Source organism: Rhizobacter sp. J219 (genome assembly GCF_024700055.1).
Classification (GTDB): domain Bacteria; phylum Pseudomonadota; class Gammaproteobacteria; order Burkholderiales; family Burkholderiaceae_C; genus Rhizobacter.
The window spans coordinates 3036108-3060301 of record NZ_JAJOND010000001.1 but is presented as its reverse complement, the minus strand read 5'-3'; the positions used below and the strand labels follow the sequence as shown (position 1 = coordinate 3060301).

Below are 24194 nucleotides of genomic sequence, written 5' to 3'. Positions count from 1 at the left end.
GCTTATTCGAACGGGCCGGTGCGCGTGAAGGCACCGCCCTGGTAGATGACAGCGGGGTCGTTGGGGTCGAGCGTCGGGTGACGTGCCTCCACCGCGGCGCGGAACACGTCGGAGCTGTCCTGCGGGCGGTAGCCGATGTGCCGGGCCTGGGTGTTGTCCCACCAGGTGGTGGCGTTGTCGGACATGCCGTAGACGATGCTGTGGCCGACCACCGGTGCGGTGAGGCTTGCCATCACCAGGCGCTCCAGGTCGTCGTAGCTCATCCAGGTGGCCAGCATGCGGCGGTCTTTCGGCTCGGGGAAGGAGGACCCGATGCGCAGGCAGACGGTCTCGATGCCGAAGCGGTCCCAGTAGTAGCGCGAGAGGTTCTCGCCGTAGGCCTTGGAGATGCCGTAGTGGCCGTCGGGGCGCAGCGGCGCGTTGGCATCGATCACCTCGTCTTGCCGGTAGAAGCCGGTGACGTGGTTGCTGCTGGCGAACACGATGCGCTTCACGCCCTGCTTGCGCGCGGCTTCGTAGAGGTTGTAGGTGCCGACGATGTTGGCCTGCAGGATGAGGTCGAAGGGTTGCTCGGTCGAGACGCCGCCCAGGTGCACCACCGCGTCCACGCCTTCCAGCAGCGAGAGCACCGCGGCGCGGTCTTCGAGGCGGGCGGGGCGCAGCTCCTCGCCGGCCGCGGCGTTGCCCAGGTCGGCGATGTCGGACAGGCGCAGCGTGTCGCAATAGGCCTTCAGACGGCCGCGCAACTCGCGGCCCAGGCCGCCGGCCGCGCCGGTCATCAACAAGCGGGAAAAGCGCAAAGGCGTGGCGGCAGCAGGCATGGCGGTCGTCGAAGTCGTGCGTCGAGAAGGGTCGTGGGGAAGACGCGGCCGCGAAACACCTGGCGTGCCGCTGACCCGTGTTGTAGGTTGTCGTACAACAGAGATCGTCGTTGATGGACAGGTCGGGCTCATAGCGGGCTTACCCTGATTTCCAGGGATGCCCCGCTGCACGGAGGGGTCACCGCTTGGCGAAAAGTTGTGCTCAAACGCACACTCCGCCGCTCAGTCATACGATGACTGACAACGTAGATCAACCCACAGAGGAGACAACCCCATGCAACGAAGAATGTTTGTGATGTCCAGCCTGGCCCCGGCGGCGCTGACCGCCTGTGGCGGGGGCGAGGACGAGGCGCAGGCGACGGTGGCCGAGGGCGAACGTGCCGAGGCCCTGCAGGCCGGCACGACGCCGCCGCCGCCGGCCACCGGCACGCGGGCAGCCGCGCTCGACGCGATGAAACGCGCCGCGAAGTTCATGAATGAGACCGTGTCGTACCGCGGCGGCTACGTGTGGCAGTACCTGCCCGACTTCTCGACCGTCTGGGGCGAGATGGAGGCCAAGCGCACCATGTGCTGGATCCAGCCGCCCGGCACGCCGACCGCCGGCCACGCCTTCCTCGACGCGTATCACGCGACCGGCTCGGAATACTTTTACGAGGCCGCGCACCGCACCGCGCGGGCCCTCGTCGAGGCCCAGCACCCGGCCGGGGGCTGGAACTACATCTACGACTTCGCAGGCGAACGCTCGCTGCGCCAGTGGTACACGACCATCGGCGCCAACGGCTGGCGGCTCGAGGAGTTCCAGCACTACTACGGCAACGCAACCTTCGACGACGCGGGCACGGCGGTGTCGTCGCAGTTCCTGCTGCGCATGTACCTCGAGAAACGCGACCCGCGCTTCCTCGTGCCGGTGCTGAAGGCGATCGGCTTCGTGCTGGCGGCGCAGTTCAAGGGCGGCGTGGCCGATGGCGGCTGGCCGCAGCGCTGGCCGGTGAACCCGAACGCGATCTCGTCGATGCCGCTGCCCAACCCCGAGCAGCTGCCCGCCGGGGCCCAGCAGGGCATGGAAGACGGCGACTACACCACGATGGTCACCTTCAACGACGACGTGGCCGGCGAGAACATCAAGTTCCTGCTGATGTGCGTGGTGGGCCTGGGCGCGACGCACCTCGTGCCCTACATCCACCGCGCGATGGAGTGCTTGCGCCGCCTGCAGCAGCCCGGCCCGCAGGCCGGCTGGGGCCTGCAGCACCTGGCCACCGACCGAGGCGGCCGCCCCGCCGGCGCGCCCGCCGGTGCGCGCAGCTACGAGCCGCGCTCGCTGGCCACGCACACCACGCAGACCAACGTGCAGCAGCTCTTCAACTACTTCCGCCTCACCGGCGACCGCAAGTACCTGGCGCGGGTGCCGGAGGCGCTGGCGTGGTTGGAGACCTGCCGCCTGACGCCGCAGCAGATTGCCGACAACCCGCTGCTGGGCGGTGGCCGCACGCACCCGACCTTCATCGAACTCGGCACCAACCAGGGCCGCTTCGTGCACCGCTACGGCTCCAACATCTGGAACGGCGCCTACTACTTCAGCAGCGACCACCGCGCGACGCCGAGCCACTACTCGGCCGGCCGCAACATCAACATCGCCGGCATGCGCGCCACCTACGAGCAGCTGAACGCGATGACCGATGCGCAGGTGGCCGACCTGGTGGCGCGTTCGCCACTGCACAACAAAAAGGCGCGTGCGTTGCCGAAGTACTTCTCGATCCGCGAGGTCGACTTCGCCGACCTCTACGTGGGCGCGGTGATGACCACGCCGAGCGTGACCGAAGCGCAGGCGCAGGCGGTGGTCGACGACCTCGGCAGCAAGAACCACTGGCTCACGCGGCTGCCGCAGGTCACCAACCCGTACAAGGGCAACGGCCCTTCGACGCCGCACCTGGGCAACGAGTACATGAGCAAGCACGTGGGCGACGTGTACGACACCTCGCCCTACGACGCGGCCGACCCGCCGCGCATCGACCCCTACGTGGTGAGGGAGCAGCCGCTGGGCATCTCCACCGCCAACTGGGTGGCGAACATGGGGCGGCTGATCTCGTATGTGTCGCCGGTGACCGCGACACCGTGATCATGTTCTGAGGGTCTGGCCCGGCAGCGCAGCGTGCCGGGCCGCGCTACATTCACGTCGTCATACAACCAGTGTCCCGCCCCGAATGAACCTGCCCGCCGCGGCCAGCAAGCGCTCCAAACCCCGCAACCTGGCGCTGGACCTCGTCGATGCCCTCACCGAGCAAGTGCGCGCCGGTGCGCTGGAGATCGGCGCCAAGCTGCCGACCGAGGCGGCCATCATGGAAACTTTCGGCGTCAGCCGCACCGTGGTGCGCGAGGCCCTGTCGAAGCTGCAGGCCTCGGGCGTGGTGCAGACGCGCCACGGCATCGGCACCTTCGTCGTCGGCCTCGGCGATGCGAGTGGCTTCCGCGTCGGCCCCGAGCAGCTCGCCACGCTGCGCGACGTGATCGCAGTGCTCGAGCTGCGCATCGGCGTGGAGACCGAAGCTGCGGCACTCGCCGCGCAGCGGCGCACCGACGAGAACCTGGCGGTGATGCGCCAGGCGCTCGATGAATTCGGTGCCGCGGTGGAGGCGGGGCGTGATGCGGTCGCGGCTGACTTCGTCTTCCACTCCGGCTCTCGAAAGCCACTCAGAACCCGCGCTATGCCGACCTGATCGGCGCGTTGGGCATCACCGCCATTCCCCGCGTGCGCCTGCAGCCCGAGCGTTCCGAGGACGCCGAGCGCCTGGAGTACCTGCGGCGCGTGCACCGCGAGCACGAAAGCATCTACGACGCCATCGCCGCGCAAGACGCCGAAGCGGCCCGCGCGGCGATGCGCACCCACCTCACCAACAGCCGCGAGCGCCGCCGGCGCGCGATGGCCGCCGGGCAGGGCTGAACCGCCTTCGCGCCTGCGGGGGCGTGATGTGGGCACTACGCATTGCAGGGTCACTCGCTCAGTTGTACGATGACATACAACAAGGCAGATCCACCGCCCCACACCAGGAGACCACATGCTCAAGCCCTTGCTCGCCGCCGCCGTGCTGGCCGCGTCTTCCGCTTCCGCGCTCGCCCAGGGCTGGCCCGACAAGCCGCTGCGCATCGTGGTGCCCTACCCGCCGGGCGGCTCGTCCGACATCATTGCCCGCGCCATCAGCCAGCCGCTGTCGGAAGCGCTGAAGCAGACGGTCATCGTGGACAACAAGCCCGGCGCCAACGGCAACACCGGCACCGACTTCGTCGCCAAGAGCACCGACGGCCACACGCTGCTGCTGTGCGACGTGGGGGCGCTCGCGATTTCGCCCTCGGTCTACCTGAAGCTGCCGTACGACCCGTCGAAAGACCTGCGCGGTGTCTCGATGCTCGCCTACTCGCCGCACCTGCTGGTGGTGCACCCGTCGGTGAAGGCCAACAACCTGAAGGAACTGGTCGCGCTGTCGCAGAAGGAAAAGATCGACTTCGCCGTCACCGCGATGGGCAGCGCGCCGCACCTGGCCGGCGTGGCCGTCGAGAAGGCGACGAAGGCCAAGTGGGAGTACATCCCGTACAAGGGCGGTTCGCAGGCGGTGGGTGACACCGTCGCCGGCCAGACGCACGTGGTGATGAACGGCATGCTCGCGACGCTGCCCTTCGTGCAGTCGGGCAAGCTCAAGGTGCTGGGCGTGTCGAAGAAGTCGCGCGTGCCGTTGCTGCCCGAGGTGCCGACGATCGCCGAGCAGGGCATCGCGGGCTTCGAATCGGGCACCTGGCAGGGCGTGCTGATGCCAGCGGCCACGCCGCCTGCGGTGGTATCGCGCGTGGCAACCGAACTCGCGCGCATCATCCAGTCGCCCGAGATCCAGCAGCGCCTGGCCTCGCAGGGCGCGGAGGTGGCGCTCATCGCGCCGGCCGATTTCGGCCCCTTCTTCGAGCGCGAGCGGGCCAAGTGGGCCAAGGTGGTGGCCGAGGGCAACGTGAAGCTCGACTGACGGCCCACGACACGAACACAAGAGACAACCGAAGGACACCCATGAGAGAAAACCGCCTGCGCACGATGTGGCAAGCCGGCGAGGCCGCCGTCAACGGCTGGCTCGCCATCCCCAACAGCTTCTCCGCCGAGACCATGGCCCACCAGGGCTGGGACACGCTCACCATCGACCTGCAGCACGGCGTGGTCGACTACCAGGCGATGGTCGTCATGCTGCAGGCCATCTCCACCACCCCCACGGTGCCGCTGGTGCGTGTGCCCTGGCTCGAGCCCGGCATCCTGATGAAGACGCTCGATGCGGGGGCCTACGGCGTGATCTGCCCGATGGTCAGCACGCGCGAAGACGCGCAGAAGCTCGTGGCCTACACCAGCTACGCGCCCAAGGGCACGCGCAGCTTCGGCCCGGTGCGTGCACTGCTCTACGGCGGCGCCGACTACCCGCAGCATGCCAACGACACCATCGTGCGCTTCGCGATGATCGAGACGGCGCAGGCACTCGACAACCTCGACGACATCCTGAGCGTGGAGGGGTTGGACGCGATCTACATCGGCCCCTCCGACCTGTCGCTCGCGCTCGGCTGCAAGCCGACCTTCGACGAGGTGGACCCGAAAGCCGCGCAAGCCATCGACCACATCCTCGCGCGGGCCAAAGCGCATGGCGTGGTGGCGGGCATCCACAACGGCGCGCCCGAGGTGGCACTCGCGCGCATCGCCAAGGGATTCCAGTTCGTCACCGTCGGCTCCGATGCGCGGCTGATGGCGGCTGGCGCGCAGGCGGTGGTCGGCAAGATGAAGGCGGGCCGTGCGCCCAGCGATGCGGGCTCCGGCTCCTACTGATTTCGATTCGAGGACATCACCATGAAGGTTGGATTCATCGGCCTGGGCATCATGGGCGCGCCCATGTGCGGCCACCTCATCGCCGCAGGCCACGAGCTCTTCGTCCACACGCGCAGCCAGCCGCCGGGCGAGATCGCCGAGAAGGCGATCAACTGCCCCGATGCGGCGACGGTCGCGCAATCCGCCGAGGTCGTGATCCTCATGCTGCCCGACACGCCCGACGTGGCGAAGGTGCTCTTCGGCGAGAAGGGCGTGGCTGCCGGCCTCTCCAAGGGCAAGCTCGTGGTCGACATGAAGCTTTCGATCTCGCCGATGGACACGAAAGAGTTCGCCAGGAAGATCGAAGCGCTCGGCTGCGACTACGTCGACGCGCCGGTGTCGGGCGGCGAGGTCGGCGCGAAGGCAGCGTCGCTCACCATCATGTGCGGTGGCAAGGAATCGGCCTTCGAGCGCGTGAAGCCGCTCTTCGAGAAGATGGGCAAGAACATCACGCTCGTCGGTGGCGTGGGCGACGGCCAGACGACCAAGGTCGCCAACCAGATCATCGTGGCGCTCAACATCGCTGCCGTGAGCGAGGCGCTGGTCTTCGCGAGCAAGGCTGGGGCCGACCCGGCCAAGGTGCGCCAGGCGCTGATGGGCGGCTTTGCGGCCAGCCGCATCCTCGAAGTGCATGGCGAGCGCATGATCAAGCGCACCTTCAACCCCGGCTTTCGCATCGGCCTGCACCAGAAGGACCTGAACCTCGCGCTGCAGGGCGCGCGCACGCTGGGTGTCGCGCTGCCGCAGACGGCGGGCGCAGCCCAGCTGATGCAGGCGGTGGCGGCGCACGGCGGGGCCGAGCTCGACCATTCGGCGCTCGTGAAGGCCCTGGAGCTGATGGCTGACCACACGGTGATGCCCGACGCCTGAGGTTCAGAATCCCGGCATGAGCCTCGACCCGCGCGCGTTCCTCCGCTCCCTCTTCGATGCCGCCATTGCCGCGGCGCAGCCTGAGCGCGTGATCGCGCCGCACCTGCCGCCGCCGCCGAAAGGCCGCACGGTGGTGATCGGTGCCGGCAAGGCGGGCGGGGCGATGGCCGCGGCGGTGGATGCGCTGTGGCCGACCGACAAGCCGATCTCGGGCCTGGTCGTCACGCGCTACGACCATGTGCCGCCGGCCTACAAGGCCCGGCCCGGCCGCATCGAGGTCGTCGAAGCGGCACACCCGGTGCCCGACGAAGCCGGCGCTCAGGCGGCACGTCGCATCGCCGCGCTGACGCAGGGCCTGACGCCCGACGACCTGGTGCTGTGCCTCATCTCCGGCGGCGGCTCGGCGCTGCTGAGCATGCCGGCCGAAGGCCTCACGCTCGAAGACAAGCAGCGCATCAACCAGGCCCTGCTCAAGAGCGGCGCCAACATCACCGAGATGAACTGCGTGCGCAAGCACCTGTCGGCAATCAAGGGCGGGCGCCTGGCGGCGATGTGCGCGCCGGCGCAGGTGGTCTCGCTGCTCATCTCTGACGTGCCCGGCGACGACCCGAGCGTGGTCGCCAGCGGCCCGACGGTCGCCGACCCCAGCACCTGCCGCGAGGCGCTCGGCATCTTGCAGCGCTATGGCATCGACGTGCCGGCGGTCGCCGCGGCAGGCCTGCGCACCGGCGCTTTCGAAACGCCCAAGCCCGGTGACGAGCGCCTTGCGCGCAACACGCTCGCGATGATCGCCACACCCCAGGCGAGCCTGCAGGCGGCCGCGCAGGTGGCGCGTGCGGCCGGTGTCACGTCGCATGTGTTGAGCGACGAGATCGAAGGCGAGTCACGCGAGGTCGGCAAGGTGCACGCGGCCCTCGCCCGCGCGGTGGCGCGGCATGGCGAACCCTTCACCAGGCCGTGTGTCCTCTTGAGCGGTGGCGAGACCACCGTCACCGTCGGCCAACACTCGCGCGGGCGCGGCGGGCGTGCCACCGAGTTCCTGCTCGGCTGCGCCGTCGCGCTGCAAGGCGAGCCGGGGGTGTGGGTACTGGCAGGCGACACCGACGGCATCGACGGCATCGAGAGCAACGCCGGCGGGATCGTCACGCCCGACACGCTCGCGCGGGCGATGGCCCTCGGCCGCAAGCCCGACGAGTACCTCGCGTCGCATGATGCGTGGAGCTTCTTCTCCGCACTCGACGATCTGGTCGTGACTGGGCCGACCTACACCAACGTCAACGACTTCCGTGCGCTGCTGATTCTGTAGATGCCCAGCTCCAGAAGTTTTGTCATCGCCATTGAACTTGCAAACGGTCACATCTGCGTTCGCCAGGGAGATGCTGACTCGTGAAGTGAGTGTGGCCACTCGCGCGGGCCGCGCGGCATGGGCCGGTGTGTCGTTGGCAGAGATCGTCGCCGCGGCGACATTCGGGCAGGGGCAAACGGCATGCGCGCACCGATGCGGCGAATGACCCACACATGTCAGGGCATTTGATCGGACCGATACACCGTTCGTGCGTTGCCCTCCCTACACTAGCCAACGCAGGGAGGTTCACCTAAGAAGCATTTGGAACCTCATGAAGACCAGAGACGTCGTTATTTTTTCGGGCAAGCGCTTCAAAGTCCCGCAGGGCATTCAGCGCATCGATCACCGTGCCACGCACGGCTGGCAACTCCGCTACGGCGGCACCAAGCTCTTCTCTGACGGCACCACCGACGGCAGCGGTGCTGCGGCGTCGCTGAAGGCCGCCACCGAGGAGCTGCTCAAGCGCATCGCCAAACTGCCGGCCCCTTCGCGCCTGCAACGCAAGCCGAGCGAGAACAAGACCACCGACCTGCCCGTGGGCATCTCCGGCCCGATCGTGCGGCAGCGCCCGGGGGCCAAGGTGCGCGAGTGCAACCTGTCGGTGTCCTTGCCGCGCTACGGCATGGTGCCGCGCCGCAGCACGATCTACATCGGCAACGAGAACACCTACACCGTGCAGCGTTTCGAGGATGCGCTTGCGCGTGCGATCAAGTTGCGCGAAGACGCCGAAGCGACCTACCGGCGCGATGCCACGCGTGCCAAGCGCGCCGACGCGCAGCGCCTGGCCGACAAGCAACGCCCGCGCCGCTCCGCCTGAGCCCGGCCTCGCAGCTCAGCCCGGCCCGGGCTGCTGCGAGTCTTCGAAGGGGGCGCGATAACCACCGAGCGGCGCGTGGTCGCTCAGGCGTGCCTTCATCGAGTCGATCCAGTCGGGCGGCGTCTGCGGCTCGTCGCGTGCGGCCACCCGCAGCGCGGCCAGGATGCCCGCGGCGGCCAGCCCATACAGCACCAGCGCCGGCAGCAGCACCTCGGCCATCGAGCGGGTGTTGTTCCAGCTGCGCGCCACGCCGAGAAACGCGCAGTACAGCCACAGCGTGTTCGACAAGGCCACCGGCAGCGCCACGCTGAGGTGGTCGCGCCAGGTCCAGCCCGACACGCGGTGCGGCTTGGCCAGGCGCGGGAAGGTGATGCGGTGTAGCACGAAGGCGTTGGCGCACAAGAGGGCCACCAGCAGTAGCTTGGCCTGCAGCTTGGGGTTGTCGAGGTACTCGGGTGAGGTCGACAGACCGAGGGCGATCGACCCCGCGCCCGACACGCACAGCGCGAGGAGCGCCAACGCGATCACCTGCATCTCGAAACGGCGGGGCGGCCGGATGATGCAGCGGTAGCGCGCCATCTTGGCCAGGAGCCGCAGGTCGGTCGTCATGATCACCCCGAGTGCGAGGCAGGTCGCCATCAGGTGCGCGTAGCTCAGCAGCAGTTTGTCCATCTCCCTGAACGCTCCCTGAATGTGCACTTGTGTGCAGTTGTGATTGTCCTGCGCATCAATCTCGGGTTGAAGGCGGGCTAACACGGTGCTCCCGGCTGTCGTCAAGCACATGTCATTCCTCTTGTGCGCCACGGCCAGCTGGCATAGAAACGAGCGGATTCGATTCAAAACGAAAAAACGTAAGGCGCGCATTGAAGGCAAATGTTTTCGTTTGTGTCGTTTTCACCCCGCCCATGCGCCGCACAGGCCGTCCACCCCAGGAGACACCGAATGATGAAATCCCGCCGCCACCTCATTGCCCTGGCCAGCGTTGGCGCGCTGGGCCTGCCCGCCTGCGGCACGCTCGGGCCCACCCCCGTACCCAGCTTCACGCTGCCGATGGCCGACGGCACGCCGCTGTTCGTGCGCCGCTGGCTGGCGGTGAGCGGCACGCCCAAAGGCGTGGTGCAGATCATTCACGGCGCCGCTGAGCACAGTGCCCGCTACGACCGGTTTGCGCGCCACCTCAACCGCGATGGCTGGCTGGTCTACGCCGACGACCACCGCGGCCATGCCAACACCCGCGTGCGCACCAAGGCGCTGGGCGATGCCGGCCCGGACGCGTGGAACAAGTTCGTGAGCGACGAGAAGGCGCTCACCGACCACATCAAGCGGCAGCACCCGGGGCTCAAGGTCTACCTGCTCGGGCACAGCATGGGCTCGTTCATCGCGCAGGACTACGTGCAGCGCTACGGCAACGCGGTCGCCGGCGTGGTGCTCTCGGGCAGCAACGGCGTGCTGGCCAACGCCGACCAGACTGTGGCCGCGGTGCGCGACCTGGCGAAGAAAGACCCGCTCGGGCCCTCGCCGGTGTTCGCCTCGGTTTTCGAGTCGTTCAACAAGCCCTTTACCGGCAAAGCCGGATTCGAGTGGCTGAGCCGCGATGTGGCCGAGGTGAAGAAATACACCGACGACCCGACCTGCGGCTTCGCGTTCAGCAACGAGCTGGTGGCCGATTTCTTCACCGGTCTGCGTGATCTCTGGAACCCCGTCAACGAAGCGCGCATCCCGAAGGGCATGCCGATCTACGTCGTCTCCGGTGACCAGGACCCGGTGGGCGGCAACACCGCGGGCCTGAAGATCCTGCTGGCCAACTACCAGCGCAACGGCCTCACCGATGTGCAGCACAAGTTCTACCCCGGTGCGCGGCATGAGATCCTGAACGAGACCAACCGCGACGAGGTCGAGCGCGACATCGTGGCGTGGCTCAACTCGAAGCGCTGAGCGCGGCCGTCCCGGCCTCGTGCTTGTGTATCGTCGGTGCATGCAGGAAGACCGACGCTACGCACCCCCGACCACCGACTTGCGCGATGTGGAGGCCGAACGCGCGCTCAGCGAACGGCCGCCCCAGGTGCGCTGGGCCTCGGTGCTGCTGTGGCTGAGCTTCACCCTCGGTGCTGCGCTGTCGGTGTATGCACTGCGCGCCGAGGGCGACCCGTCCGAGCATGCGCCGGCGGTCGATGCGGTGCTGGCCGGCATCACCTTCGGGGCGCTCGCCCTCAGTGCATGGCTCAACGTGATGATCTACCGCGGCCACAACTGGGCCCGAATCGTCTACCTCGCGCTGGCCGTCGTCGCGCTTCTGCTGATGCTCATGCCGGTGGGCGATGGGGAGCCGCTCACGCTGACCGAGACCATCGGCTACGCGCTGTCCTCGCTGCTCGACTTCGCGGCGATGGCGCTCGTCTTCACGCGGCCGGGCGCGCTGTGGTTCAGGCGCTAGTTCAAGACTAGAACGGCAGCGGCTTCAGATCGCCCACACGCTCGATGAACCACACCCCCGCAAGCAGTGCGATCAGGAGCGAGCCGCCGAGAAAGATCACGCGGCGGTAGATCCAATGCCGGCGCAAGGCAAACGCGACCGGCAGGAAGAGTGCCACGATCGCAAGCTGCCCGGCTTCGACGCCGAGGTTGAAGCCGACGAGTGCCAGCAGCAGCGCGTCGGCCGGCAGGCCGAGGTCTTGCAGCACGCTCGCAAAGCCGAAGCCGTGGATGAGCCCGAAGCAGAAGGCGACCAGCCAGCGCCGGCCTTCGACCACCGGGCGCAGGTTGTTGAGCGCGGCCAGCACCACCGAGGCCGCGATGGCCGACTCGACCCAGCGCGACGGCAGCGAGATCCACCCGAGCGTGGCGAGCGACAGCGTGATCGAGTGCGCCACGGTGAAGGCGGTCACGATCTTGGCCACGTCCCAGAACGAGGCGCGGAAGCTCTTCGCCGGCTCCCAGCGCGGCTTGCGCCACAGCAGCACCGCGGGCAGCAGCAGCGACACGAGAAAGAGGATGTGGTCGAAGCCGATCCAGATGTGCCACACGCCTTCGCGGGCGTAGTCGATGAATTGCGACCAGCGGGTGATCGTGGCGAGCTTCGAAGCTTTGCCGCGCCGCCTCGGGGCCGAAGACGGCGCTGCGCGCGCCGGCGGGGGTGGTGAGGTTCAGCAGGCCGCGGTGCTGCGGGTCGAGTTCAGCGAAGAGCCGGTAGTCGAGTGTCAGGCGCGTGGGCGCCGGCACGGGGCAGCGGATCGCCAGCTGCAGCACGCTGTAGGCGCCGTCGGTGTGGCGGTCGACCAGCTGTTGCGGCACGTCCAGCCGGCAGGGCTGGCCGTCGGCCTGCAGCGAGAGGCGGGCCAGCGCATAGGCGGCGATCTCGGGGTGTTTGGCGCGGGTTTCGCCCCAGGTGATGCGGCCGTCGCCATCGGCATCGAGGCCGATCGCGAAGTCGAGGTCGCGCAGGGCGATGTCCCACTGGCCGCTGAAGCCTTGTGAATCCGTGCGGATCATGAGGTAGCTGTCGGACGGCTTGTGGGCGTGAACGGCACCGCCGCACAGGGCCACCAGCAGGGCGCACAGCCAGCGCGCAAACGGCTTCATCGCACGCCCTTCAGCCGGTCGGCCAGCGATTGCAGCACCACACTTTCGATGCGCGAGCTGGCCATCCACTGCAGCACCGGCTCGGCGGCCGTGGGCTCGCGTGCGGCGATGGCGGCTTCGAGCAGGGCACGGGCATCGGCCGGCTCGCGCTGCACGGCGTAGTTGCGACGGGCCAGATCGAGCGCACGCGCCGGGTCGCCCAGCACGCCGAGCGCGAAGCGCGATTCCTCCTTCTCGTGCGTGGCGTCGCCACGACGCCGGGCGGCGTCGAAGCGGGCCGAGAGATCGGCCTGCCAGGCTTTCAGCGAGGGGTGTTGCAGGGCCTTGGCGGCCAGCGTGAGGCGCAGCAGCAGCAGGTCGGATCGGCCCTTGCCGTCGAGAAGCGTCAGCACCTCGGCGGGGCGCTGGCGGTCGAGCAGGAAATCGGCGTAGGCGGCAAGCAGGTAGCCGTCGGTGAGTTTGAGGGCGAGGGCGCGCCGGTAGGCCACCTCGGCCTCGGCGTGGCGGCCACGGCGCTCTTCGGTTTCGGCCAGGCGGGTCAAGGCCCACAGTTGCTCGTCGGGTGCAGCCGTGGGGTGTGCCGCGAGTGCCTTCTGCAGGGCATCGGCTGCGGCCGCGGCGCGGCCGTTGACCGAATCGACGCTGGCCAGGCACGCCGTGCCGATGAGAGGCGTGACCCGCTCGGCCAGGCGCTCGCAGGCGCTGCGGGCGGCGGGGTAGTCGCCGCGCACGAGGTGGATGGCGGCCTGCCAGCTCCACGCGTCGGCCAGGGTGGGGTCTTGTGCAGCGGCGGCGGAGAGGTCGGCCAGCGCCGCGTCGAAGTGGTGGTTGAACTGCAGCAGCACGGCACGCATTACCCGCACGGCGGGCGGCGGGGCGGGTTGCTTCCACCACGGGGCGAGCGCTGCCTGGGCGTAGCCGATGTAGCGCGGGTCGCCTTCGGCGGCCACTTCTTCGTAGTAACGGCGGGCCAGCCGAACGGCCAGCGCGGCGTCGGTCGGGTTTCGCGACAGGCTGGCCCGCAACTCGCGCATCTCACGCGCACGAGGGTCGGCGGCGCGGGTACTCAGGGTTTCCAGCAGGTCGGCGTCAGAGGCCGGGAGGTAAGGCGCCGACCACGCGGCTCCCGCGGGGAGCGCCAGCAGCAGCAAGGTGTGGCGAATCGTTTCGGTCAGTTGCATGGCGCCCACGGAAGCGAGCGCGGATGGTAGCAATCGCGTCACGATTGGCGTGAGAATGCGCGCCGGCCCTGTCAACGGATGAGGCCAGCCGCCGTTGTGGCTGGTGTCAGCTTCATCCGGTTCATTGGCGTGGGGCTGATTCCGACACGGCGAGCCGTTGCGGAATGGCGAGCCAGTGTCTGTGTATCAACCACCCAAGGAAATACCTATGAGCAAGCTTCTCTCTTCCCTGATCGTTGCCGCTTTCGCCCTGACCGCCGTCGGCGCCCAGGCTGCTTCGCACGCTGGTGCCGCTCCTGCCAAGGACGCCAAGCCCGCCGAAGCCAAGCCGGCTGCCAGCGCCGCCAAGAAGGCCGAGAAGAAGGCTGAAAAGAAGGCCGAGAAGAAGGAAGAAGCCAAGAAGTAATTCGCTTCGGCTTCATGCAAAAGGGCAGGTGCCTCGCACCTGCCCTTTTTTGTGGGCTAACGGGAAGTTCTCGTGGTCTCTTCAGGCTTCCCAGCGCCACAGGGCGCGCAGCATGACGCCGAGCGGCTGCGGCTTCGGCCGAGGGGGCGCCACGGGTGCCGGCTCGGCAGGCGTGCCACGACGCACGAACCAGTCCGCCAGGCGCGCCAGCACCCAGGCCGCGGCGACGAAGAGGCCCATGCCGGCCACGGCAAACATCACCAGCAGCGCGCCATGCACCCAGTTGTCGGCGAAGGCGCAGAAGAGCACCGCTGCGAGCACCGCCGTCGCGGCAGCACGCCGGCTGCCGCGGGCTTCGAGCATGCCTCCGAGCGCCAGCGCGTAGCAGGCGACGAAGGTCCACGCGAAGACCATCTGCAGAAGGCTCAGCTTGTTCAGCGAGGCGTTGATGTCATCCATGGGCGAAAGCATAGACATCTCAGGCGTGTAACGGATGTCAGAAAACGCCGTGTTGTGGGTTCTTCCACCGAGTTGAGGGTGTGCACATGGGTGCTCTTGTGACACTCGCATGAAAGGTGTCCGTGCTCTGTGCAAAAGCTCTCGTTCGGCTGGACGCAACGCCCGCGTTTGGGGCGGGTGCTAGATTGCCGCCCGACTTCAACCACCCCTGGGAGACTTCCATGAGCACCGAGACATCCGCCGCCCCGAACGTCACGTCGAACGGCACCCTGGGCGCCATCGGAATCGGTGTGCGTGACCTGCAGCGTTCGGCCGATTTCTACATGCGGGTGCTGGGCATGAAGCAACTGCAGACCTTCAGACTGCCCTACATGGACGAGATCGTGCTCGGCCTGGAAGGCAGCCGCGGCTCGGCCATCGTGCTGATGCACTGGACCGACGGCTCCGAGCGCCACTATGGCAGCAACGGCATCAAGCTCGTCTTCTACGTGCCCGACCCGACGGCGGTCGCACAGCGCTTTCGCGACGAAGGCCTGGAGGTGGTGCGCGAGCCGGCGCCGGTGCCGGGCCTGGGCAACGCGGTCGTCGGTTTTGCGAAAGACCCTGATGGCCACCTGATCGAGCTGCTGCAGGCCACGAACCGCGCGGCCTGACGCCGGCATGGTCCGCAAGGCGGCACCGCGCGCCGCACCGAAACTGCGCCTCACCGCGCTGGAGCGGCGCACGCAGATCATGGACAGCGCCACCGGCCTGATCCTCGGCCGTGGGCTCGCGCATTGCACGCTCGACGAGGTGGCGGCGGCCGCCGGCATCAGCAAGGCGCTCATCTACCGACACTTCTCGAGTCGTGACGAGCTGTTGAAAGCGCTGCTCGAACGCGAGTTCGGTGTGTTGCGGGGGCGCGGCCTCGCCGCGTTCGCGCCCGATGCGCCGTTCGAGCGGGTGGTGCGTGTGTCCACGCGCCAGGCCTTCGAGTACCTGCACGAACGCGGGGCCATCCTGCGCGAGCTGTTCAGCGATCGTTCGGCGATCGAGTTGCTGCAGGAGCGCGATCGCATCGAGCGCATGGAGAGCACACGCTTCTTCGTCGAGAAGTCGATCCGGACCTACGAGGTGCCGCCCGAGGTGGCACAGGTGATCGCCGTCATCACCATCAACGCACCCGCGGCTGCAGCGCGCGGGCTGCGCCGCTTCGGGTTCTCGCCCGAGATGAGCGCAGATGTCTGGAGCGAATTCGTGCTCGGCGGCTGGGCCGCGCTGGCACGCCGCTTCGGCGCGCACCACGCTTCGGGCAGGACGACGAAGGGCAAACCCGCGGCGTTGTCGGCAAGCGACATGACCTTGTCGGTTCCGCCCAGGAAGAACCCGAAGACGCCCACGCCCCGGGCCACCCGAAAGCGCGCATCCACCGGGCGTTGACGGCTTCGCCTCAGGCGATGTTCTGCTTGATGCACTGCAGTGGAGGGATTCCCCTCGCTTGAGCTGCCAGGTCGATTTGTAGACCATTTGTCTACTAAGGTGCGCGCCCAAGACGGCACCGAGCGACCGGGATCACAGCGTAGTGACGGCACCCGCCAACGCGCACAGCGAGGTGGGATGAACAAGGACTGGAGACAACGTGATGAAGCGATCGGTGGTGGCCTTGGCCGCATTGGCGGCGTGCTCGAGTGTGATGGCGCAGGTGCCGCCCACGCCGGGCGTGGTGTTGTACGGCGGCGTGGACGGCAACGTGACACGCGCCAGTGCCACCGGCCGCGGTTCGCTGTGGCAGGTGCGTGACGGTGGCATGTACGTCACCAAGATCGGCTTCACCGGCCGTGAAGACCTGGGTGGCGGCTACTTCGCGAGCTTCGTGATGGAAGGCCAGGCGAGCAGCGACACCGGCACTGCGGCCACCACCAACACCAACAACACGCCGGCCGGTACCACGGTGGCAGGCGGGCACACGTGGAACCGCAAGTCGACCGTCAGCCTGCACACGCCCTTCGGCGAAGTGCGCTTCGGCCGCGACTACACCTCGACCTTCGTGCCCACCACCTACATGGACCCGTTCTTCAGCGCCGGGGTGGCGAGCGCGGTGAACTTCCAGGTGTTCTACACGCAGACGACGCTGATGCCGACGCTCGTGCGCGCCAGCAACATGGTCGGCTACTACATCCCGCCCACCTGGGTACCGGGCTTGTATGGCTACGCGCAGGTGGCCGCCGCCGAGGGCTCCGGCGCGCGCTACACCGGCGTGGGCTCGGGCTACCGCCGCGGCCCGCTGCTGGTGAGCGGCGCCTACGGCGTCACCAAGGGTCCGCTGCAGGGCAGCGCCGGCCTGTCGGCCTCGACGGTGGCGCCCGACAACAACCTCAAGGTCTGGTCGCTCGGCGCGTCGTATGCGTTCGGCGGCTTCAAGCCGATGTTCTTCTACCAGCGCCAGGTGATGGACCGCTTCGGCCCGACCGCCGGCCCCGTCGAACTCGATCGCACGGTTGACGACTGGCTGGTGGGCTTCTCGTGGGCCATCGGTGTCAACACCCTCAAGGCCTCGTACCAGGAGAAGAACGACAAGGGCATCTCCAACGTCGACCCCAAGCAGATCGGCCTCGGCTACTCGTATCACTTGTCCAAGCGCACCGCGCTGTATGCCAACGCAGTGCAGATCAAGAACAACAACGGCGGCAGCTGGAGCTTCCTGGCATCCGGTTTCGCACCGACGGCCAACGGAACCAGCCGCGCGATCCAGGCGGGCCTGAGCCACAACTTCTGAGCGTTTTCTAGGCGGTGCCGGGGTGAGAGTCCGGCTGCATGCTTGTGATGGGGCTTCGGCCCCATCTTTTTTCCAGGGTATGCCCCGATGAGGCGGGCGGGCCGTCGAGGCAAAGAATGAGTCTTCGCAAGGAGTCACTCATCGCATGAACGCAGTTGCCTCTGCCGTCGATGCCACCCAGCTGCAGCAAGCCCTGGCAGTGGCCATGATGCGCGGCATGTCGGTGGCCCTGTGGGCCCGGCTGATGCCCGACGCCCCTGCCATCCTGAGCGAGCATGGATCACGCAGCTTTGCCGAACTGAATGCCCGCTGCAACCAGCTCGTGCGCGCCTTGCGTGCGTGTGATGTCCAGGCTGGCGACGGCATTGCGCTCCTGTGCAGCAACCGTGTCGAGTTCGCCGAGGTGTTCTGGGCATCGCGCCGCGCCGGCCTGCGCATCACGCCGGTCAACTGGCACCTGACGGCCGACGAAGCGGCCTACATCGTCAACGACTGCGATGCCAAGGCACTGTTCTTCGACGCACGCTTTGCCGGCATCGCGCAGGAGCTTGCCGAGAAGACAGGCTGCGCACGTTTCGCGATCGGCGGCCCGGTGCCGGGCTTCGACGATTACGAACAGGCCCTCGCCGGCCACGCCACCGAAGACGTCACTGACCCGCAGCTCGGCACCTCGATGCTCTACACCTCGGGCACGACCGGCCGGCCCAAGGGCGTGCTGCGTGCGGCGACGGCCGGCAGCCCCACCGGCGACGCCGCAGCCTACACGCCGGGCGAGAGCGTGCACCTGTGCACCGGGCCGCTCTACCACGCGGCGCCGCTCAGCTTCTCGCTGGCCGTGCCCAACATGTTCGGCGCCGCGGTGGTCATGATGGACGGCTGGGATGCCGAGCGTGCGCTGGCGCTCATCGAGCGGCACCGCGTGACGCACACGCACATGGTGCCGACGATGTTCCACCGCATGCTCGCGCTGCCCGAGGCGGTGCGCACGCGGCACGACCTGCGCCCGCTGCGCTACGTGCTGCATGGCGCGGCGCCGTGCCCGGTGACGGTGAAGCGCCGCCTGATCGAATGGCTCGGGCCCATCGTGCACGAGTACTACGCGGCCACCGAGGGCATGGGCTGCATGGTGGATTCGCCCACCTGGCTCGCCAAGCCCGGCACAGTGGGCCAGCCCGAGCCGGGGCACGTGCGCATCCTCGGTGAAGACGGACGCGAGATGCCGGCAGGCGAGGTGGGCACGGTGTACCTGCGTGCGCCCGACGAAGGCCGCTTCAGCTACTACAAAGACCCCACCAAGACCGCCAAGGCCTACGCCGGCTCGCACTACACGCTGGGCGACATGGGGTACCTCGACGACGACGGTTTCCTCTTCCTCACCGACCGCAGCGCCCACCTCATCATCTCGGGTGGCGTGAACATCTATCCCGCCGAAGTGGAGGCGGTGCTGCTCACGCACCCGGCGGTCGCCGACGCGGGCGTGATCGGCGTGCCCAACGAGGAGTGGGGCGAGGAAGTGAAGGCGGTGGTGATGCTGCACAGGCAGCACCCGTCGTCGCCTGAGCTGGCGCAGGCGCTGATCGCCCACTGCCGCAGCCAGCTCGCGCATTTCAAATGCCCGAAGAGCGTCGATTTCGTCGACGAACTGCCGCGGCTCGACAACGGCAAGCTCTACAAGCAGAAGCTGCGCGAGGCCTACCGCAGCCGGGCCTGAAGTCGGCCACGCGGACTCCGCGTGTTCTGCCTGTCAGCCCCGCGTCGGCCCCATCCTGGGGCGATCGGGTGGGCGCGGGCGGGCGTGTGTGTCAACCTCTTCACGCTTTGCGGCGGTTTGTGCCGCCGTCGCTTGCCTTTTGCCCGGCCCCGCTCAAGGCTGGGCCGGCTGACCCGATATCCCGGTTGAACTCCTTTCAGGCCCTGCGCCCATGTTTCGACACGTCCTCGTCCGCTGGCGGGCCCTGCCCGCCACCACCCGCCTGCATGTCACCGCCGCCAGCGTGGCCGGTGCGCTGCTGGCTGCGCTGGGCGGTGGCACCTGGTGGATGCTGGAGCGTGCCTACACCACCACCGTACAGCTCGCCTACAGCGAGGTCGACAACGCCTCGCAGCGTTTGAGCGACCGCGTGCAGCGCTTGTTCGACCAGCTCAACCAGACCGCCTCGCTCGTCAAGCACTACCAGGAGAACAACGGCGGCGCCGACCTGGTGGCGATGGAAAAGAGCGGCCTCCTGGTGCCCGCGGGTCGACTGTCGATGGCGCTGGCCGACCAGACTGGCCACGTGCTCGGCATGACCGAAGCGCAGGGCGCGGTCCCGGCAGGTGCCAAGCACGTGGCCGACCGCCAGCATTTCCAGGGTTCGTGGACTCGCACCGACCTCTCCATCGCGCAGCCGGTGTATTCCGACGCGCTCAAGCGCTGGCTGGTACCCGGCGGCAAGCAGCTGCAGCACCCCAACGGCAAGTTCGCCGGTGCGGTGTTGCTGGCCTTCGACGCCGCGTTGCTGACCGAAGGCTTCGTCGTCAACGAGAGCCAGGACACCGCGGTCGGCGTGGTCGGTGCCGATGGCATCTTCCGCTCGCGCCTGGCCAACGAGCGCCACAGCGCCGGCGACCAGATCGACGGCGAGCAGGTGGTGCGCGCCGTCAACCGCAGCGACCGCAGCATGGTGCCCACCGCCAGCAGCATCGACGGCGTCGTGCGCTTCAGGTCCGTCACGCCGATCCCGGGGCATGACCTCTACGCGCTGGTCGCGGTGCCGGCGTCGACCTCGATGGCAGGCTACTACGCGCTGCGCACCAAGACGCTGGCCACCGCCACCTTCGGCGCGCTGCTGATCATCGTCATGACGATGGTGCTGTCGCGCCAGTCGCTGCGCCTGCGCCGTACCATGGCGCTGAAGGAACAGGCCGAGCTGCGCGTCTACCACGAGAAGGAAATGCTGGAGGTGACGCTGCGCTCCATCGTCGATGGCGTGGCCACCACCAACCACCTCGGCCGCATCACCTACCTCAACCCCGCCGCCGAGGCGATGACCGGCTGGCCCGCGGCGCAGGCGATCGGCAAGCCCGTGTCGGACGTGATCTGCCTCACCCACACCCACACGCGCGAGCGCCTGGGTCTCGGCCTCAACGAGTTCGCGCGCCCCGGCGCGCAGCCGCGCCCGGCGCGCGACTCGGTGCTGGTGCAGCGCGACGGCGCGCACCGCTCGATCGAAGACTCGGCCGCGCCCATCCTCAATCGCAACGGCATCGCCGTCGGCGCGGTGCTGGTGCTGCACGACGTGAGCCCGGCCAAGAAGCTGGCCGCCGAGATGTCGTATCAGGCCAACCACGACCTGCTCACCGGCCTGCTCAACCGCGCGGCGTTCGAGATGCGCCTGGACGCCGCCATCACCACGCAAGACCTCAACGAGACCGGCGTCGTGATGTTCCTCGACCTCGACCAGTTCAAGGTCGTCAACGACACCTGCGGCCACATGGCCGGCGACCAACTGCTCAAGCAGGTGACGGCGCTGCTGATGCAGGAGATCCGCAAGCAGGACACGCTGGCCCGCCTGGGCGGCGACGAGTTCGCCGTGCTCCTCGAAGCCTGTCCGATGGAGCCCGCGCTGCGTGTGGCCGAAGCCATGCGCCGGCGCATCAGCGAACTGCAATTCGCGTGGGAAGGCCGTTCCTTCCAGCTCACGGTGAGCGTGGGCGTGGTGCCCTTCAAGGCCCATCAGTACACCCGCTCCGACCTGCTGCGCGTGGCCGACTCGTCGTGCTACGTGGCCAAGGAAGCCGGCCGCAACCGTGTGCACGTCTACGACGAGGCCGACACCGCGGTGGCCACCCGAAACGACGAGCTCGACTGGTACTCGCGGCTGCAGAAGGCGCTGACCGAAGACCGCTTCGTGCTCTACGCGCAGCGCATCGCCTCCATCCAGCAAGACGCCAGCAGCCACGAGAGCGTCGAGGTGCTGATCCGTCTGCGCGACGACGAAGGCAAGATCGTGGCGCCCATCGCCTTCATCCCGGCGGCCGAACGCTACGGCCTCATGCCCTCGATCGACCGCTGGGTGATCTCGAAGGCGCTGGAGATGCACGCGGGCTTTGCGCGCCACTACAAGCTGCCGGCGCGTTTCTCGATCAACCTGTCGGGCGCCTCGATGGCCGACCCGACGCTGGTCGACTTCGTGCGCCAGCAGCTGCGCAAGCACCGTGTGTCGCCCGAGCTGATCTGCTTCGAGATCACCGAGACCGCCGCCGTGGCGAGCTTCGACGTGGCGGTGCAGATGATCAACGGCCTGCGCGAGCTGGGCTGCCGTTTTGCGCTCGACGACTTCGGCGCCGGCATGTCCTCGTTCACCTACCTCAAGCGCCTGCCGGTCGACTACGTGAAGATCGACGGCGCCTTCGTGAAGGACATGGCCCGCGATGCCGTCGACTTCGCGATGGTCGAGGCCATCCACAACATCGCGCACCGCATGGGCCTGCGCACCGTGGCCGAGTTCGTGCAGAACGACGCCACCATCGAGATGTTGCGCGGCCTGGGCGTCGATTACGTGCAGGGCTACGGCGTCGAGAAGCCGCGGCCGCTTGACGACGCGACCCGCAGCGAGCCGCCGCCGTCCTTCCTCGCCCCCGTCGCCGCGCCCAAGCTCATGGCGGCTTGATCGGCGCTGGCGCCTGCCGCGCCTCGAGCGCAGCCTGCACCGCCGCATGCACCGCCGCCGTGGCCACCGGCTTCACCAGGTGGGCCGCAAACCCCGCGTCGCTCGACTGCCGCATGTCGCCTTGCGTGCCGTAGCCGCTGAGCGCGATCACCGGCAGCCGGCCGTGCAGGCGTCGGCCGATGTCGATGCCGCTGCCGTCGGGCAGGCCGAGGTCGGTCACCACCACGTCGAAGCCGGGCGGCGTGGCGGCCAGCGTCAGCGCTTCTTCGCAGCTGTAGGCGTGCGTGACGCGGTAGCCCAGGTGGTGCAGCGAGAGCCCGAGCGCATCGGCCGCGTCGCGGTTGTCTTCGACCAGCAGCAGGCGCACCGACTGCGGCGGCCGTGAGGAGGCCTCGTGCGCCTCGGGGGCCTCGGCCTGCGCGCTGCTCGCCTGCGTGGTGGGCAAGCGCAGTGTGAACACCGCGCCCCGGTCGCGCCCATCGCTGTGCGCCTGCAGGCTGCCCTGGTGCCGGGTGACCAGCCCGTGCGCGATGGCCAACCCCAGTCCCAGCCCGCCGAAGCGGCGCGACACGTCGGCATCGGCCTGCTCGAAGGCAAGGAAGATGCGCGGCAGTGCATCGGTGTGGATGCCGATGCCGGTGTCGGTGCAGCTCACCTCCAGTTCGCCGCCGACGAGCCGTGAGCGCACCTCGACGCGCCCGCCGCTCGGGGTGAACTTGACCGCGTTGCGCATGATGTTCCACAGCACCTGCTGGATGCGCGCCTCGTCGCCCTGCACCACGCTCTCGGGGGCGTCGAGGTGCAGGTCGAGCTGCAGCCCGCCGCGCTGGAAGTCGCCTTCGAGCATCTCGGCCACCGCGTGGATGAGCTTGTGCACGTCGACCGGCTGCAGGCGCAGGTTGACCTTGCCGGCGCCGATGGCGGTGAGGTCGAGCAGGTCGTCGATCAGCCGCGCTTCGAGCGCCACGTTGCGCCGGATCATCGGCAGCAGGTGGGCCAGCTTGTCGGGTACGGTGGCGGTGCGCTCCAGCAGCTGCGCGGCCGCGGCGATGGGCGCGAGCGGCGTGCGCAGCTCGTGCGACAGCACCGCGAGGAAACGGTCTTTCGCGCGGTTGGCGCGTTCGGCTTCTTCCTTCGCCTCGCGCAGTGCCTGCGCGTCGCGCCACGCGGCGGTGGCGTCGTGCACCAGCATCGAGAAGCCGGTGTGGTCGCCCTGCGTGTTGTAGAGCGCGGTGATCACCCCTTCGCCGCGCAGCCGGCTGCCGTCGGCACGCACCAGCCAGCGGTCGTTCTGCGCATGGCCGAGCGCGAAGGCCGTCTCCAGCTCGCGACGCCAGACGCCGTGCTCGCGGTCGTCGGGGGTGTAGATGAGGTCGATCGAGCGGCCGAGCATGTCTTCGCGACGGTGGCCGAAGATGGCTTGGGCGGCGAGGTTCCACGAGCGCACGATGCCGGCGCCGTCGAGCAGGATCACCGCGTAGTTGCGCAGCGAGTCCACCACGCGCGCATAAAGCGCATCGGCGTCGCGCAGCTGTGCTTCCACCGCCTCGCGGGCGTCGCGCAGGCGCACTTCTTCCAGCGCGCGGTCGATCGCCACCGGCAGGCGCGACAGGCGGTTCTTGATCACGTAGTCGGTCGCGCCACGCTTGAGCATGTCGACCGCGTTGTCTTCGCCGATCACGCCCGAGACGAAGATGAACGGCAGGTGCGGGTGGCGCTGTCGCACCAGGTCGAGCGCCTGGCCGCCTGAGTAGCGCGGCATCTGGTAGTCCGACAGGATCACGTCGTAACGGAAGCGGTCGAGCGAGGCCGTGAAGTTCGCCTCGTCGTCGACCCAGGTCACGCGCACGTGCGGGTAGACGCGTTTGAGCCACTCCTGCAGGATCTCGGCGTCGAAGGCCGAGTCCTCCAGCAGCAGCACGCTCAGTCGGCGGTCTGGCCCGCAGGTGCCGGTGGCCGCCGCCTCACTCATGCCGCCGACCCACCTTGAGCGAACCGGGTGGCGGCTCGTTGAGCACCGCCCAGAACACACCGAGGTCGGCAATCGCGGTGACGAACTGCTTGAACTCCACCGGCTTCACCACGTAGGCGTTGACGCCCAGCTCGTAGCTGCGCAGCACGTCGGACTCTTCGTGCGACGAGGTCAGCATCACCACCGGCACGCTGCGCAGGCCCTCGGTGGCACGCACCGTCTTCAGCACTTCGAGGCCGTTCACCTTGGGTAGCTTGAGGTCGAGCAGGATCACCGCGGGGTTGCCTTCCACGCGGTCGGCGTGGCTGCCTTCGCGGTTCAGGTAGTCGAGCGCCGCCGCGCCGTCGCGCACCACGATGACCTCGTTGGCGAGCTGGCTGCGTTCGAGTGCCACCAGGGTGAGTTCGAGGTCACGCGGGTCGTCTTCGACGAGGAGGATGGGCTTGAGCATGGGC

General features: G+C 68.4%; 22 protein-coding genes and 1 pseudogene. 16 read left to right on the top strand and 7 right to left on the bottom strand.

Going from position 1 to position 24194, the window contains the following annotated elements:
- Positions 1–2 precede the first annotated feature (2 nt).
- Entirely contained in the window at positions 3–821 is an 819-nt protein-coding gene (locus LRS03_RS14095; RefSeq protein ID WP_257826153.1) for an NAD-dependent epimerase/dehydratase family protein, read from the bottom strand.
- A 295-nt stretch (positions 822–1116) separates the two neighbouring features.
- On the opposite strand from LRS03_RS14095, the gene LRS03_RS14090 reads away from it, so the two are divergent.
- The 7 genes and pseudogenes from LRS03_RS14090 (at position 1117) to LRS03_RS14060 (ending at position 8735) form a co-directional block, all read left to right on the top strand.
- Positions 1117–2937: a pectate lyase gene (locus LRS03_RS14090; protein WP_257826151.1), complete on the top strand. Its 1821-nt coding sequence runs from the start codon at positions 1117–1119 to the stop codon at positions 2935–2937.
- Positions 2938–3022: 85 nt separating this feature from the next.
- Positions 3023–3759, top strand: a pseudogene (locus LRS03_RS14085) (FadR/GntR family transcriptional regulator).
- Positions 3760–3874: 115 nt separating this feature from the next.
- Entirely contained in the window at positions 3875–4828 is a 954-nt protein-coding gene (locus LRS03_RS14080; RefSeq protein WP_257826150.1) for a Bug family tripartite tricarboxylate transporter substrate binding protein, read from the top strand.
- Positions 4829–4869: 41 nt separating this feature from the next.
- Positions 4870–5664 (top strand): HpcH/HpaI aldolase family protein, encoded by a 795-nt coding sequence (locus LRS03_RS14075; RefSeq protein ID WP_257826149.1) that lies wholly within the window; start codon positions 4870–4872, stop codon positions 5662–5664.
- Positions 5665–5685: 21 nt separating this feature from the next.
- A complete protein-coding gene (locus LRS03_RS14070; RefSeq protein WP_257826148.1) occupies positions 5686–6573 on the top strand; it encodes a 2-hydroxy-3-oxopropionate reductase in 888 nt (295 codons plus the stop codon).
- 16 nt (positions 6574–6589) lie between these two features.
- Positions 6590–7879 (top strand): glycerate kinase type-2 family protein, encoded by a 1290-nt coding sequence (locus tag LRS03_RS14065; RefSeq protein ID WP_257826146.1) that lies wholly within the window; start codon positions 6590–6592, stop codon positions 7877–7879.
- A gap of 310 nt (positions 7880–8189) precedes the next feature.
- Positions 8190–8735, top strand: a complete 546-nt coding sequence (locus LRS03_RS14060) for a hypothetical protein (protein WP_257826144.1) — start codon at positions 8190–8192, stop codon at positions 8733–8735.
- Between the two features lie 15 nt (positions 8736–8750).
- On the opposite strand, the gene LRS03_RS14055 is transcribed toward LRS03_RS14060, so the two are convergent.
- A complete protein-coding gene (locus tag LRS03_RS14055; protein ID WP_257826142.1) occupies positions 8751–9407 on the bottom strand; it encodes a hypothetical protein in 657 nt (218 codons plus the stop codon).
- 270 nt (positions 9408–9677) lie between these two features.
- Here LRS03_RS14055 and LRS03_RS14050 point away from each other — a divergent pair, with 270 nt between their 5' ends.
- Together LRS03_RS14050 and LRS03_RS14045 are read left to right on the top strand one after the other, a co-directional pair.
- Positions 9678–10670, top strand: coding sequence for an alpha/beta hydrolase (locus LRS03_RS14050; RefSeq protein WP_257826141.1), 993 nt, complete (start codon positions 9678–9680; stop codon positions 10668–10670).
- Positions 10671–10710: 40 nt separating this feature from the next.
- A complete protein-coding gene (locus tag LRS03_RS14045) occupies positions 10711–11169 on the top strand; it encodes a hypothetical protein (RefSeq protein ID WP_257826139.1) in 459 nt (152 codons plus the stop codon).
- A 7-nt stretch (positions 11170–11176) separates the two neighbouring features.
- Here the strand turns inward: LRS03_RS14045 and LRS03_RS26575 are convergent, their stop codons facing one another.
- Positions 11177–11758, bottom strand: coding sequence for a HupE/UreJ family protein (locus tag LRS03_RS26575; protein ID WP_308296429.1), 582 nt, complete (start codon positions 11756–11758; stop codon positions 11177–11179).
- A 19-nt stretch (positions 11759–11777) separates the two neighbouring features.
- Between LRS03_RS26575 and LRS03_RS26570 the strand changes: the two genes are divergently transcribed.
- Positions 11778–12209 (top strand): hypothetical protein, encoded by a 432-nt coding sequence (locus LRS03_RS26570; protein ID WP_308296428.1) that lies wholly within the window; start codon positions 11778–11780, stop codon positions 12207–12209.
- A gap of 101 nt (positions 12210–12310) precedes the next feature.
- Here the strand turns inward: LRS03_RS26570 and LRS03_RS14035 are convergent, their stop codons facing one another.
- On the bottom strand, positions 12311–13495 hold the full coding sequence (locus LRS03_RS14035) for a tetratricopeptide repeat protein (protein ID WP_257826137.1): 1185 nt from the start codon (positions 13493–13495) through the stop codon (positions 12311–12313).
- Between the two features lie 208 nt (positions 13496–13703).
- Between LRS03_RS14035 and LRS03_RS14030 the strand changes: the two genes are divergently transcribed.
- Positions 13704–13901 (top strand): hypothetical protein, encoded by a 198-nt coding sequence (locus tag LRS03_RS14030; RefSeq protein ID WP_257826136.1) that lies wholly within the window; start codon positions 13704–13706, stop codon positions 13899–13901.
- A gap of 81 nt (positions 13902–13982) precedes the next feature.
- Here LRS03_RS14030 and LRS03_RS14025 read toward each other — a convergent pair whose 3' ends face one another.
- The gene (locus tag LRS03_RS14025) at positions 13983–14360 is read right to left on the bottom strand and encodes a hypothetical protein (RefSeq protein ID WP_257826134.1); all 378 of its coding nucleotides are present in this window, start codon (positions 14358–14360) and stop codon (positions 13983–13985) included.
- A 221-nt stretch (positions 14361–14581) separates the two neighbouring features.
- Here LRS03_RS14025 and LRS03_RS14020 point away from each other — a divergent pair, with 221 nt between their 5' ends.
- The 5 genes from LRS03_RS14020 to LRS03_RS14000 all read left to right on the top strand — a co-directional run bounded on the left by LRS03_RS14020 (position 14582) and on the right by LRS03_RS14000 (position 21767).
- Positions 14582–15013, top strand: coding sequence for a VOC family protein (locus LRS03_RS14020; protein WP_257826132.1), 432 nt, complete (start codon positions 14582–14584; stop codon positions 15011–15013).
- Between the two features lie 7 nt (positions 15014–15020).
- The gene (locus LRS03_RS14015) at positions 15021–15779 is read left to right on the top strand and encodes a TetR/AcrR family transcriptional regulator (RefSeq protein ID WP_257826130.1); all 759 of its coding nucleotides are present in this window, start codon (positions 15021–15023) and stop codon (positions 15777–15779) included.
- A 202-nt stretch (positions 15780–15981) separates the two neighbouring features.
- Positions 15982–17115, top strand: coding sequence for a porin (locus LRS03_RS14010; protein WP_257829560.1), 1134 nt, complete (start codon positions 15982–15984; stop codon positions 17113–17115).
- Between the two features lie 145 nt (positions 17116–17260).
- Positions 17261–18826, top strand: a complete 1566-nt coding sequence (locus LRS03_RS14005) for an AMP-binding protein (RefSeq protein WP_257826128.1) — start codon at positions 17261–17263, stop codon at positions 18824–18826.
- 211 nt (positions 18827–19037) lie between these two features.
- Entirely contained in the window at positions 19038–21767 is a 2730-nt protein-coding gene (locus LRS03_RS14000) for an EAL domain-containing protein (protein ID WP_257826127.1), read from the top strand.
- On the opposite strand, the gene LRS03_RS13995 is transcribed toward LRS03_RS14000, so the two are convergent.
- Both LRS03_RS13995 and LRS03_RS13990 read right to left on the bottom strand, forming a co-directional pair.
- Positions 21754–23739 (bottom strand): hybrid sensor histidine kinase/response regulator, encoded by a 1986-nt coding sequence (locus LRS03_RS13995; protein ID WP_257826125.1) that lies wholly within the window; start codon positions 23737–23739, stop codon positions 21754–21756. The two genes, LRS03_RS14000 and LRS03_RS13995, sit on opposite strands and share 14 nt — an antisense overlap.
- Positions 23732–24190 carry a response regulator gene (locus LRS03_RS13990; protein ID WP_257826124.1) on the bottom strand — a complete coding sequence of 153 codons (459 nt, stop codon included), beginning with the start codon at positions 24188–24190 and terminating at the stop codon, positions 23732–23734. Before LRS03_RS13990 ends, LRS03_RS13995 begins: the two co-directional genes overlap by 8 nt.
- Between the last annotated feature and the right edge of the window lie 4 nt (positions 24191–24194).